This is a genomic window from Veillonella montpellierensis (assembly GCF_947090115.1).
GTDB classification, from domain to species: Bacteria; Bacillota; Negativicutes; order Veillonellales; family Veillonellaceae; genus Veillonella; species Veillonella montpellierensis.
In genome coordinates this window covers 23,456-35,068 of sequence record NZ_CAMUMS010000005.1, presented here as the reverse complement: position 1 = coordinate 35,068, position 11,613 = coordinate 23,456, and the positions used below count along the sequence as shown (strand labels likewise).

The window sequence follows — 11,613 nt, the reverse complement described above, 5'->3', positions numbered from 1 at the left end:
ATATCAGTACGTGTACATACTATTAAATATTATATATGATATAAGCTAGCTTTGTAAAGAATTGGCTAATGCCCCATAAAAGCCTAGTAAAAACACTGAATAAATGCATTTTTTCTATTGACAATATATATAATTGATGTAAAATTATGCGTTATTTTGCGTCCATTTTATGTATAGGAGTGTTACTATGAGTGCAAAATTGAAACGAATTATAAACTATACTATTTTTGGTCTCTCTCCATCGTATTATTTTAGAAATTTCCTATTTGGTTTAATCCCCGTCTATATGAATATTTTCTTCATGTTCAGTAACAATGCAAAATTTGATAGTGTAATGCTACTATTCATATTATTGGCTGCTTGTTTTCCATACACCAGATTGGTATATGATGAAATCACTAATTTCTTAATACGTGATACATGGTTTATCAATGGTTTTCTATACTTATTTTTCTGCTTATTTAGAAATATGTTTTTACTAGCAATTACACCTTTTGTTACCCCTTTTTCACTACTATTTTTATATTTCTATCATACACGTCAAGAAAAGAAATTAAATGCCTACTATGACATAATGGATCAGGATTTTTAAGTATATGATAGAATATGATTGTATACATAACTCTATCATATTCCCCTATTAAGATAGACTATTTTAACAGTAACTAAAAAACTACTTTATATGTTATGAAAGTTTCTAAAATTCTTACACCTATGGTCCACATACACAGTAATTACAAAATCAATGATTAGAACATCTACAAATAATCTACTATATTCATAACAATGATATAGTATGATTTACATCGTATCATTAGAAAGAGCGTATTTTCTATATTCTAAGAATCTAGAAAATACGCTCTTTTATTACAATTATTCTTCCTCTGGAAGAATAGCATTATGATACACATCTTGTACATCATCTAAATCATCTAACGCATCAAGCATTTTTTGCATTTTTACTGCATCGTCTCCAGATAATTCAATATAATTATCTGGCATCATAGTGATTTTAGCCACTTCAGTTTCAATGTTTACCTCTGCTAATGCTGCTTCTACAGCATCAAATTCTTCTGGAGTAGTATAAATCTCAAAAGCATCATCTTCTACTTTCAAATCTTCTGCTCCAGCATCTAGAGCTAATAAAGTTAATTCATCTTCATCATGCCCCTCTTTAGATACCACAAAAATCCCTTTCGAAGTAAACATCCATGCTACACAACCAGATTCACCCATATTACCGCCTTGCTTAGTGAATGCATGGCGTACATCTGCCGCCGCACGGTTTTTATTATCTGTCATAGCTTCTACACGAACAGCCACACCGCCTGGTCCATATCCTTCATACGTAATTTCAACATAATTACTTGTATCAGAAGCACCAGCCCCTTTTTGGATTGCTCGTTGAATATTATCTTTCGTAATATTATTTTCACGAGCTTTTTGTAAAGCTAATTTCAATCGCATATTGCCAGTAGGGTCACTGCCTCCCATACGAACAGCTACTGTAATTTCACGGCTAATCTTAGTTGTCACTTTTGCTTTCAATGCATCCGTTTTTCCTTTTTTATGTTTAATATTAGCCCATTTTGAATGTCCAGACATATTATACCTCCTAGTGTTTTTTCCACCAAAGTTCACCGCGTAAACGGTCTAAAACAATTGAAACAGCACTGCGTACAGACAAATGGTTATAGGCACCATGTCCATAAATTGGCTCTAAAATATAATCAAATTTTTTCATAGTTTCTTGCGTCATACCATAACCAGTACCAAATAATACTAACACAGGACGTGTTCCTGTTTCAAGTTTTTTACGCAGTGAAGCATAGGTTATTGTATTTTCATAGGTTCTGGCATCTGTTGTTACCACGATTGGCATTTCATTTTCTTTTTCTTTAATCCGCTCCAACGCCATTCGAATCGAATTAACTACCTCTACTCCAGAAAAAGCTTCTTTTCGATCTGGATTATATACACTACCAAAACCAGTTTTCCAATGTTCCATTATTGATGTCACCATATCACGTTGTGCTGGTATGGTGTGAATCACAAAATAATTAGATACATCATAAGTAATAGCTGCTCTTGCAATATCATGAATATCATAATTAGTAATTGCCGTAGTAATGATTTCACCATGCTTATTCATAATAGGGTAATGTACTAAACCAATGTATAAATTAGCCATTCATATCCTCCTGAATATATCGTATACCATAATAATTTTGAGAAATACAGAAAAGTTTCACGCCTATATGCCACCTCTACCGTATAAGAACAATTACCTCTATACATAGAATCGATGGATATATCACAACTATACAGTAGAATCAACTATTTCTTTTCCCGTAATCGTTTAACTATCTTATATTCCTCGTTAGATAATTCCCGTTCTAATAAATCAGGTCGTAATTGTATGGTTCGCTTAATCGCTTCTTCTAAGCGCCATGTAGCAATATTGGCATGATGTCCACTGCGCAATACGTCTGGGACGGTCCAGCCTCTGTATTCAGGTGGCTTTGTATATTGTGGGCATTCTAATATAGGTTTATAAAAAGAATCTTCCGCACTTCCCGTTGGTGCTCCTAGCACACCAGGAATCATACGAGCCACTGCATCAGCTACAACCATCGCGGGCAATTCGCCTCCAGTAACAACAAAATCACCAATAGAAATCGTTTCATCCACTAAATGCTCTTCTACTCGATAATCGATTCCTTCATAATGACCACACACTAATACAAGTTGATCATATGTAGCCAACTCTTTCGCTTTATTTTGCGTAAATCTTTCTCCCGCAGGACCTAAAAAAACAATTCTTCGATGAGTCGCCTTATGCGTAATAACATGTTCCACTGCTTCAAAAATAGGTGGGGCCATCATAAGCATCCCCGATCCTCCACCATAAGGTGTATCATCAACTTGTTGGTGCTTATTATGAGAAAAGTTACGAGGGTTTGTAACAGCCATATCTAATAATCCAGAGGAAATCGCTCTTTTTATAATCGAATGAGAAAAAAAAGCATCAAAAAACTCTGGAAATAAAGAAATAAAGTCGATTCTCATAGATTGTACCTTTCCATACTACATAGGTTTATAATAGTAAGCGTATGTCTTGCATAGTATAAAACATATTCCATTTTCTTGCGTAGAAACAATACTATCTCATATACATGAATAACACTCTCCTCTAAGCAGTACACTGATATGGAATATCTTTTATAATATACGAAAACCGCCTAAGAATTAAATCCACTCAGGCGGGTCAACAATCATAGTTCTATTATTCATATCAATATCTATAATGACACCATCAATAGCAGCAAGTAATAAATCTGGCTCACCTGGTTTTGTGACAACATAAACATCATTGGCACCAGGTTGCAACACATCTGACAACGTGCCAAGTAAGACACCTTCTTTGTTATATACAGATAAACCAATCATATCAAATATATAATAGCGTCCTTCTTCTAATGGCACCAATTGCTCTCTAGTAATTTGAATATCCTTCTTGCTAATTAGCTCTGCAGCATTTCTATCAACAATCTCATCAAGTGTAATTAATACAAATTGCTTATGAAAACGAGCCGATGAAAGATGATAAAGTTTACCATCAATATAACAGTCATCCATCGTTAGAAACCGATCAGGAAAATCGGTTTGCGGTATAACTTTAAGTTCGCCCCGCACACCGTGCGGGGCAACAATTACACCTATAGTAATTAAATCATGCTGCATTATTAAGAACGGAATGCAATAATTTTGCCATCTTCTAGCAAAATTTCTGATTTCATACAATCATCTAAATTATCGCCGACTTTAACAGTAATAGTCTGTTCGATAGTTCCTTGTGCGATTTCAGAACCGATTTCAAGCTGCTCTGCTTCTTCCAATTTAGCTGTTACTTCTACCTTGAATTGTAAGCGTTTTTGTTTTTCATCTTCAATCTGTTGACGTAATTCAATTAAACCTTGTGCATCAATTTTAGCTTGTTCTGTTAACATTCGTTTTGCTTGCACTTCGATTTGTTCTAATTCTTGTTCAACCATAGTAAGACGAGTTTTCAAATCAGATAAAATATTGTTTTTCAAAGTTTCTGTAACTTTTGCTTTCACTGTCACAGGAACACGTAATGTCATTTCTTCCATCTATTCATCCTCTTAGACAATATCAACGGATATCTTTTTATTCTCTTTAATAGCCGCCGCTTTAATAACAACACGAATTGCTTTAGCAATCCTGCCTTGTTTTCCGATTACTTTTCCCATGTCTTCTGGTGCTACATGAAGTTTATATACTTCAACGGCACCTTCTTGAACCATGGTAACAGAAACGGCATCAGGCTGTTTAACTAATGACTTAGCAATTAATATAATTAATTCTTTCATCATAGATATGCCTTTCTATTAATTACTTTTTAGCGTCAGCAAATTTTTGCATAATGCCTTGTTTTTTGAACAAAGAGCGAACTGTATCAGTAGGTTGTGCACCTTTCCCCAACCAAGATAATGCTTTTTCTTCATCAACGTTTATGATAGCAGGATCTTTCGTTGCATCATATTGACCGATTGTATCAACAGGACGACCTTCACGTGGAGCGCGAGCATCTGCTACTACGATACGATAAAAAGGAGCTTTTTTAGCACCTAAACGAGTTAAACGAATTTTTAACATGTATTTCACCTCCTTAACAATATAGCTTGACCATATCTAAATTATACGGTCAAGATTTATCCCATAAACGGAAACTTAGGTAATTTAGGCATTTTGCCTCCTTTGCCTCCGCGGAATGCTTGCATTTGTTTCATCATTTTACGCGCTTCATCAAATTGCTTGATGAGACGATTTACCGATTGTACATCCGTACCTGAACCCATGGCGATACGTTTACGTCGAGAACCATTTAATATGTTAGGATTCTCGCGTTCTTGTGACGTCATTGATGTTATAATAGCCTCGATATGTCGTATTTCTTTACTATCCATATCAATATTTTTCAATTGTTCTTTAAACTGGCCCATACCTGGTAACATACCAATAATATTTTGTAAAGGCCCTAATTTACGCACTTGATTCATTTGCTTTAGAAAATCATCCAAGGTGAAATTATTTTTAGCCATTTTTTTAGCCATTTCTCGAGCTTCTTCTTCATCAATAGCACCTTGTACATTTTCAATCAAGGTTTTAAAATCACCTAAATCCAAAATGCGTGATGCCATACGATCAGGATAAAACACATCGAGCCCATCCATTTTTTCACTGACCCCAGTGAATTTAATTGGCAAACCAGTAACAGCTTTTATAGAAAGAGCTGCCCCACCACGAGCATCGCCATCTAGTTTCGTTAAAATAACGCCATCAATACCGAGCTTTTCATTAAATGTTTGCGCCGTAGTAACCGCATCTTGCCCAATCATAGAATCCACTACTAATAAAATTTCATGTGGTTTAACCGCCTGTTTTATATTGACTAATTCATTCATTAACGCTTCATCAATAGCTAAACGACCGGCCGTATCGATAATAACAACGTCTTTTAACATAGAGGTACTAGCCATAATAGCTTCACGAGCAATATCAACAGGGTTAGCTTGATCTTCTTTAGCAAATACAGGTACATCTATTTGTTTGCCTAATACTTGTAACTGTTTTATAGCCGCTGGTCTATACACGTCAGCCGCTACCATCATAGGATGTTTGCCTTGCTTGCGTAAATATACCGCTAGTTTACCTGCTGTGGTTGTCTTACCAGCACCTTGTAGGCCTACTAGCATAATAATAGTAGGCGGCTTCGAAGCAATCATAATGCGACTTTGCGTGCCACCCAATAAGTCAGTTAATTCATCATTAACAATCTTAATAACCGTCTGCGTTGGATTCATCGATCCAAACACATTTTCACCTAAAGCCTTTTCTTTAACATTATTGATAAAATCTTTAGCTACTTTAAAGTTTACATCTGCTTCTAGTAGCGCTGTACGAACTTGTCGCAAAGCTAGATTGACATCATCCTCTGTAATTTTACCTTTACCTTTTAAAGAAGCAAAGGCTTCTTGAAGTCTATCTGACAAACTATCAAAAGCCATTCTACCCCTCCATTTGCATCAATAATTTCTGCACATTTGATACAGAGATAATTTCCTTTGATAGTTCACTTTTCATGGCCGCTACAAGTGCTTTACGTCTTTCATATTGAGCTATCAAATGTAATTTTTCTTCATAACCAGTTAATAGTTGCATTGCTTTTTTTAAATTGTCATATACCGCTTGACGAGATACTCCTAACTCTTCAGCAATTTCGCCCAACGACATATCATCTTCATGATGTAACTGCAAACAATGCTTTTGTTTATCTGTTAGCAACATCCCATAGAAGTCAAGTAGTAGACTCACTAACACTCTTTCTTCCATATGTTGTCACCTTATTAAACTTATGTAAAGTAAATTTACTTTACGACTTATTTTAGCAATACCATAAATGGTTGTCAAGTATTTTTACTTGTCTTTCATTTTCTTTTACAAGTCATCTACACAGCTAACTGTATCATTTCACAATTAATTATTTTGTTAACGCCATGCGATCACTAATAGCGCCTTCACTAGCCACTTCAAATCGTTCCAACAAATCTTTCACTGTTAAACGTGCCTTGTCGTCTCCTTTGACATCAAAGATAATCTTACCACTATCCATCATAATAAGACGATTACCAAAACGTAATGCATCACGCATATTATGTGTGATCATAAGTGTTGTTAATTGATTATCGGTAACTAGTTTTTCTGTCAATTGCAATACATTTTCTGCTGTTTTAGGATCAAGTGCCGCTGTATGTTCATCCAATAATAACAATTCTGGTTTCAGCATAGTTGCCATTAACAGTGTAATCGATTGTCTTTGACCTCCACTTAATAAGCCCATCCGTGCTGATAAACGGTCTTCCAAGCCAAGCCCGAGTAATGATAGCCGTTCTTTGAAAAACTCTCTTTCTTCTGGCACAAATGCCCATTTTAACCCCATTCGCTTACCACGACGCATAGCAAGTAATAAGTTTTCTTCAATTTGCATACTCCCCGCTGTTCCTAGCATAGGATCTTGAAAAACACGACCAATAAAAGCAGCTCGCTTATACTCTGGCATATTGGTCACATCGCATTCACCAATAGTAATAGATCCATCGTCTATAGGGAATACGCCAGCAATCGAGTTTAATAAGGTACTTTTCCCAGCACCATTGCCACCTATGATAGTGGCAAAATCACCAGGTTCTAATGTTAAATTAATGCCTTGTAAGGCTGTTTTCTCATTAATAGTGCCTTTAAAAAATGTTTTAACTAAATTATTAATAACTAACATAGGGCACCCTCCTAACGATTTAACCATTTTACTTTTAATGTAGGTAATGACAATGCAATCGCTACTAAAATTGCGGTAAATAATTTTAAATCATTTGGTGGCATTCCTAAATACAATACAACAGCGATAACAATTCGGTATACAACAGATCCAAGAATAACAGCTACTAAGTTACGTACAAATGACTTCACACCAAATAATACTTCTCCAATAATAACGGAGGCTAACCCAATAACAATAGTACCGACTCCCATACCAACATCAGCAAATCCATTGCCTTGCGCAATTAAAGCTCCTGAAATAGCTACAAATCCATTAGAAATTAATAAACCTAACACAATCATAGCATCTGTATTGACTCCTTGTGCACGAATCATTTGTGGATTAACACCTGTAGCACGTAGGGCTGCACCAATTTCGGTGCCAAAGAACCACATAAGTAGCAAACAACATAAAACAGCAATAATAAGTCCTACTACCGCTAATGCCCAAGTGTTCGATAGCCCTATTTGCATAAAAAAACTATAAATTGTATCAATACGCAATAGAGATACATTCGCTTTACCCATAATATGTAAATTAATTGAATATAAAGCAATCATTGTTAAAATCCCTGCCAATAGTGCTGGAATTTTTAATTTTGTATGGATTAATCCAGTGATTGCCCCTGCTATCATGCCACCTATAGCGGCTACAATAATAGATACCAATGGATGATATCCATTGACTAACATAATCGCCGAAATAGCAGCTCCCATAGGGAAACTGCCCTCAACAGTTAAATCGGCTACATCTAATACACGGAATGTAATAAATACACCAATCGCCAACATAGACCACAATAAGCCTTGTGCCAATGTACCAATTACTAAATCTATCATAGTTCCTCCTTCTCTATAACAAAATGCGTATTGTAAATACATGATTATCTACAATACGCATTATTACTTATTTACTTACATACTATTCCTAATTATAACTATATAAATGCTATTTGTTAGCTTCATTTCGTAATTCTTCAGGAATAGTAAGTCCTAATGCAGCAGCAGCTTTTTCATTAATTTTTAATCGTAAATCATTTTGTATTTCGATTTTCATGTCTGCTGGTTTAGCTTCGCCTGCTAAAATCTTAGCAGCCATTTCTCCTGCTTGGAATCCTAACTGATAGTAATCTACAGAATATGTAGCAATCGCGCCAGATTTTAACAAGTTTTCTTCTGCTGGGAATACAGGTATCTTAGCTGCATCCGTAATACCAATTAAATTAGATATAGCAGATACTACAATATTGTCAGTCGGCACATAAATAGCCTGCACTCCTTGTGTTACTAAGTTTTGTGTTGATTGCTGTATATCATTAACATTCGATACAGTAGCTTCTTCTACAGTGATTCCCTTCGTAGCTGCATAGGCTTTCATTTTTTCAACTTGAACTTGTGAATTAACTTCACTAGACGTATAAACAACACCTATCTTTTTTAGATTTGGAATAAATTTCATCATCAAATCAATTTGTTTCTCTACAGGACTTAAATCGCTAGTACCAGTTACATTCGTACCTGGTTTATCATTAGACTTAACTAATTTAGCTAATTCATAATCAGTAATTGCAGTCCCCACAATAGGGATATCCTTGCTAGCATTCGCCATAGATTGTGCTGCTGGCGTAGCAATCGCTAAGACTAAATCTTTTCTGTCTGATACAAATCGTTGTGAAATACTATTTAAATTAGATTGATCGGCTTGCGCATTTTGTTGATCAATCTCTACATTATCCTTATAGCCCTTCGATGCTAATCCATCAATAAAGCCTTTATTCGCTGCATCCAATGCGGGATGTTCTACTAACTGAATGATTCCTACTTTGTAGTGATCTTTTTTGCCTTGATCATTACCACATCCTGCCATCACTCCAATTGTAAGTATGGCACCTACTGCTAAGGCTAATCCTTGCTTCCATTTCATAATAAAATCCTCCTCTACCTACTATTCTACAATTAACTTCTCCCAAGGAGATACTAATACAACGATTATAGACGTTTTTCCATAAAAGTTCAATAGATTTTACCAAAATACATACCCTATTCTTTTTTATAGTAATTAGTAATATGTCAAAGCTATCCTATTTAATATAGCCATGTTGCACTAATGTTTCATGCCACACGTCTTCTTTAAATCCTACCAACACTACATCATCAACTACTAAAATAGGACGTTTAACAAGCATACCATTCGATGCTAGTAATGCGATCTGCTCATCTTCTGTCATAGTAGTTAATTTATCTTTTATATTTTCATTGCGATATACTTGTCCTGACGTATTAAAAAACTTCTTAAGTGCAAGTCCACTATGACGATACCACTTTGTTAATTCAGTAATGTTAGGATTATCTAGTTTAATATCTCTCGCAACAAAATCAACGCCTTGGTCTAGTAAATATTTTTTAGCCCGTTTACAGGTCGTACATGTAGGATACTCTACTAATAACATGACTATCTCCTTATCATTTTTCAATCGTTGCTAACATGTCTTCTGTCAACTCATTAGCCGCCAAAATATATTCTCGTAACTTACCTCGTTGTAAAGCTATTTTCATAACAGGCACTTTAAAAGGATCTAATATAACAGCAAATAAAATATCTCCAGTGACAAAATAGCCGACTACTGCTTCCCCTTCTTGTTCATCCAAAGTTTCTCGTACTACTTTAACGCAATATGGCTGCATAATACGTGCCGCTTCAGTAGCTACTAATTCGCGATCAGCTATATATTCCTCTGCCTTTGCTTCTGGAATATCAAAAATATCAACTTTTACTGTTTTTATATTAGATTTCTCACCTAAAAAAGACATTAATTAGTCAACCCCTCCGCTGCCGCTGTCAAAAATGCAATATAACATTTTTTTGCTTCATAAATATCTGCCTTACTTGTAATTTCCCATGGTGCATGCATACTAAGAACAGCCACACCACAATCAATCACATTCATGCCGTATAGAGCCATAATATAAGCGATAGTACCGCCGCCACCTAAATCAACACGACCCAATTCAGCAGTCTGAAAGGCCACTTGATTATCATCCATAATGCGACGAATAAACCCCATATATTCAGCGTTAGCGTCATTGGATCCGGATTTACCACGAGATCCTGTGAATTTATTAAAGACTACCCCTTTACCCAAGAAAGAGGCATTTTTCTTTTCGAATGCCGATGCATATAAAGGATCATAACCAGCACTTACATCAGAAGAAAGCATGCGAGAATTTTCCAACGTGCGACGGATTGCTAAGGTACCTGTTTCGCCCATTAATTCTAACACTTCTGCAGCCGCATTTTCGAAAAATTTTGATTGCATACCTGTAGCACCTACAGAACCAATTTCCTCTTTGTCAACTAGTAAACAGCACGTCGTACGTTTCACTTGATCCACTTCAAGCATTGCTACCAACGACGTGAATGCACACACGCGGTCATCTTGTCCATAACCAATCACCATACTCCGATCAAAGCCTAACTCTCGAGCTTTGCCAGCAGGAACAATTTCTAATTCAGCAGATAATAAGTCTTCTTCTTCAAATCCATATTCCTTACTAAATATGACATTTAAAAATTTAGTAACACCCTCTTTTAATTCACCTTTTACTGGCTGACTACCAATTAATACATCGAGAGCTTCCCCTTCAATCACTTTAGAAGCCTTCTTTTCCATCTGCTCCTGCCCCAAGTGTGGTAACAAATCGGTAATGCAAAATACTGGATCACTATCCTTTTCACCAATTGTTATATGAATCGTAGTGCCATCCTTTTTTACGATTACTCCATGCAAAGCAAGTGGCATAGTTACCCACTGATATTTTTTTATTCCCCCATAGTAATGGGTGTCAAAAAATGCTAAATTGCTATCTTCATAGAGAGGATTTTGCTTAATATCAATACGCGGTGAATCAATATGAGCGCCTAATAAATTCATTCCTTTTTGAATATCATCTGTACCAATATTAAATAAAGCAATCGATTTTCCCATATGAACTTTATATACTTTATCACCTGGCTGTAAACTTTTGCCCGATTGTATGTAAGAATCTAAATCGCTATACCCAGCTTGCTTGGCTTGTTGTACAGCTTGGACAACACATTCTCGTTCTGTCTTACCATCATTTAAAAACTGTATATACTCTTGGCATAACAATTCCAACGCTTCTATATCTTTTTGTTCATACTCATGCCATGCAATTTTTCGTTCCATATAA

Annotated in this window: 15 protein-coding genes; all 15 read right to left on the bottom strand. The window is 35.6% G+C overall.

Going from position 1 to position 11,613, the window contains the following annotated elements; genetic code table 11:
- Positions 1-873 precede the first annotated feature (873 nt).
- The 15 genes from P6940_RS03515 to P6940_RS03445 all read right to left on the bottom strand — a co-directional run bounded on the left by P6940_RS03515 (position 874) and on the right by P6940_RS03445 (position 11,609).
- The gene (locus tag P6940_RS03515) at positions 874-1,605 is read right to left on the bottom strand and encodes a YebC/PmpR family DNA-binding transcriptional regulator (RefSeq protein WP_277293217.1); all 732 of its coding nucleotides are present in this window, start codon (positions 1,603-1,605) and stop codon (positions 874-876) included.
- 10 nt (positions 1,606-1,615) lie between these two features.
- Complete coding sequence (locus tag P6940_RS03510; RefSeq protein WP_277293216.1) at positions 1,616-2,191, bottom strand: RNA methyltransferase; 576 nt, start codon at positions 2,189-2,191, stop codon at positions 1,616-1,618.
- Positions 2,192-2,337: 146 nt separating this feature from the next.
- Positions 2,338-3,069 (bottom strand): tRNA (guanosine(37)-N1)-methyltransferase TrmD, encoded by a 732-nt coding sequence (trmD, locus tag P6940_RS03505; protein ID WP_277293215.1) that lies wholly within the window; start codon positions 3,067-3,069, stop codon positions 2,338-2,340.
- 180 nt (positions 3,070-3,249) lie between these two features.
- On the bottom strand, positions 3,250-3,744 hold the full coding sequence (rimM, locus tag P6940_RS03500) for a ribosome maturation factor RimM (protein WP_028257002.1): 495 nt from the start codon (positions 3,742-3,744) through the stop codon (positions 3,250-3,252).
- Between the two features lie 2 nt (positions 3,745-3,746).
- Positions 3,747-4,154 carry a YlqD family protein gene (locus P6940_RS03495; RefSeq protein WP_028257003.1) on the bottom strand — a complete coding sequence of 136 codons (408 nt, stop codon included), beginning with the start codon at positions 4,152-4,154 and terminating at the stop codon, positions 3,747-3,749.
- Positions 4,155-4,166: 12 nt separating this feature from the next.
- Positions 4,167-4,394 carry a KH domain-containing protein gene (locus tag P6940_RS03490; RefSeq protein WP_028257004.1) on the bottom strand — a complete coding sequence of 76 codons (228 nt, stop codon included), beginning with the start codon at positions 4,392-4,394 and terminating at the stop codon, positions 4,167-4,169.
- A 22-nt stretch (positions 4,395-4,416) separates the two neighbouring features.
- Positions 4,417-4,680 carry a 30S ribosomal protein S16 gene (gene rpsP, locus P6940_RS03485; protein ID WP_028257005.1) on the bottom strand — a complete coding sequence of 88 codons (264 nt, stop codon included), beginning with the start codon at positions 4,678-4,680 and terminating at the stop codon, positions 4,417-4,419.
- Positions 4,681-4,736: 56 nt separating this feature from the next.
- Positions 4,737-6,092 carry a signal recognition particle protein gene (gene ffh / locus P6940_RS03480; protein ID WP_028257006.1) on the bottom strand — a complete coding sequence of 452 codons (1,356 nt, stop codon included), beginning with the start codon at positions 6,090-6,092 and terminating at the stop codon, positions 4,737-4,739.
- Between the two features lies 1 nt (position 6,093).
- A complete protein-coding gene (gene ylxM, locus P6940_RS03475) occupies positions 6,094-6,417 on the bottom strand; it encodes a YlxM family DNA-binding protein (protein WP_277288345.1) in 324 nt (107 codons plus the stop codon).
- 148 nt (positions 6,418-6,565) lie between these two features.
- On the bottom strand, positions 6,566-7,360 hold the full coding sequence (locus P6940_RS03470) for an ABC transporter ATP-binding protein (protein WP_028257008.1): 795 nt from the start codon (positions 7,358-7,360) through the stop codon (positions 6,566-6,568).
- 11 nt (positions 7,361-7,371) lie between these two features.
- Entirely contained in the window at positions 7,372-8,241 is an 870-nt protein-coding gene (locus P6940_RS03465; protein WP_028257009.1) for an ABC transporter permease, read from the bottom strand.
- A 109-nt stretch (positions 8,242-8,350) separates the two neighbouring features.
- A complete protein-coding gene (locus P6940_RS03460) occupies positions 8,351-9,325 on the bottom strand; it encodes an ABC transporter substrate-binding protein (protein ID WP_038151280.1) in 975 nt (324 codons plus the stop codon).
- Positions 9,326-9,482: 157 nt separating this feature from the next.
- Positions 9,483-9,851 carry a Spx/MgsR family RNA polymerase-binding regulatory protein gene (locus P6940_RS03455; RefSeq protein WP_028257011.1) on the bottom strand — a complete coding sequence of 123 codons (369 nt, stop codon included), beginning with the start codon at positions 9,849-9,851 and terminating at the stop codon, positions 9,483-9,485.
- 13 nt (positions 9,852-9,864) lie between these two features.
- Entirely contained in the window at positions 9,865-10,212 is a 348-nt protein-coding gene (locus P6940_RS03450; protein WP_277293214.1) for a hypothetical protein, read from the bottom strand.
- Positions 10,212-11,609, bottom strand: coding sequence for an aminopeptidase (locus P6940_RS03445; protein ID WP_277293213.1), 1,398 nt, complete (start codon positions 11,607-11,609; stop codon positions 10,212-10,214). Before P6940_RS03445 ends, P6940_RS03450 begins: the two co-directional genes overlap by 1 nt.
- Positions 11,610-11,613: the final 4 nt, after the last annotated feature.

Bases quoted from the DNA above. Each gene is read 5' to 3' on its own strand.
- rimM (WP_028257002.1), bottom strand. From the start codon at position 3,744: ATGCAGCATGATTTAATTACTATAGGTGTAATTGTTGCCCCGCACGGT.
- P6940_RS03490 (WP_028257004.1), bottom strand. From the start codon at position 4,394: ATGAAAGAATTAATTATATTAATTGCTAAGTCATTAGTTAAACAGCCT.
- P6940_RS03470 (WP_028257008.1), bottom strand. From the start codon at position 7,360: ATGTTAGTTATTAATAATTTAGTTAAAACATTTTTTAAAGGCACTATT.
- ylxM (WP_277288345.1), bottom strand. From the start codon at position 6,417: ATGGAAGAAAGAGTGTTAGTGAGTCTACTACTTGACTTCTATGGGATG.
- P6940_RS03465 (WP_028257009.1), bottom strand. From the start codon at position 8,241: ATGATAGATTTAGTAATTGGTACATTGGCACAAGGCTTATTGTGGTCT.
- P6940_RS03455 (WP_028257011.1), bottom strand. From the start codon at position 9,851: ATGTTATTAGTAGAGTATCCTACATGTACGACCTGTAAACGGGCTAAA.
- P6940_RS03495 (WP_028257003.1), bottom strand. From the start codon at position 4,154: ATGGAAGAAATGACATTACGTGTTCCTGTGACAGTGAAAGCAAAAGTT.
- rpsP (WP_028257005.1), bottom strand. From the start codon at position 4,680: ATGTTAAAAATTCGTTTAACTCGTTTAGGTGCTAAAAAAGCTCCTTTT.
- P6940_RS03515 (WP_277293217.1), bottom strand. From the start codon at position 1,605: ATGTCTGGACATTCAAAATGGGCTAATATTAAACATAAAAAAGGAAAA.
- P6940_RS03450 (WP_277293214.1), bottom strand. From the start codon at position 10,212: ATGTCTTTTTTAGGTGAGAAATCTAATATAAAAACAGTAAAAGTTGAT.
- trmD (WP_277293215.1), bottom strand. From the start codon at position 3,069: ATGAGAATCGACTTTATTTCTTTATTTCCAGAGTTTTTTGATGCTTTT.
- P6940_RS03445 (WP_277293213.1), bottom strand. From the start codon at position 11,609: ATGGAACGAAAAATTGCATGGCATGAGTATGAACAAAAAGATATAGAA.
- P6940_RS03460 (WP_038151280.1), bottom strand. From the start codon at position 9,325: ATGAAATGGAAGCAAGGATTAGCCTTAGCAGTAGGTGCCATACTTACA.
- P6940_RS03510 (WP_277293216.1), bottom strand. From the start codon at position 2,191: ATGGCTAATTTATACATTGGTTTAGTACATTACCCTATTATGAATAAG.
- ffh (WP_028257006.1), bottom strand. From the start codon at position 6,092: ATGGCTTTTGATAGTTTGTCAGATAGACTTCAAGAAGCCTTTGCTTCT.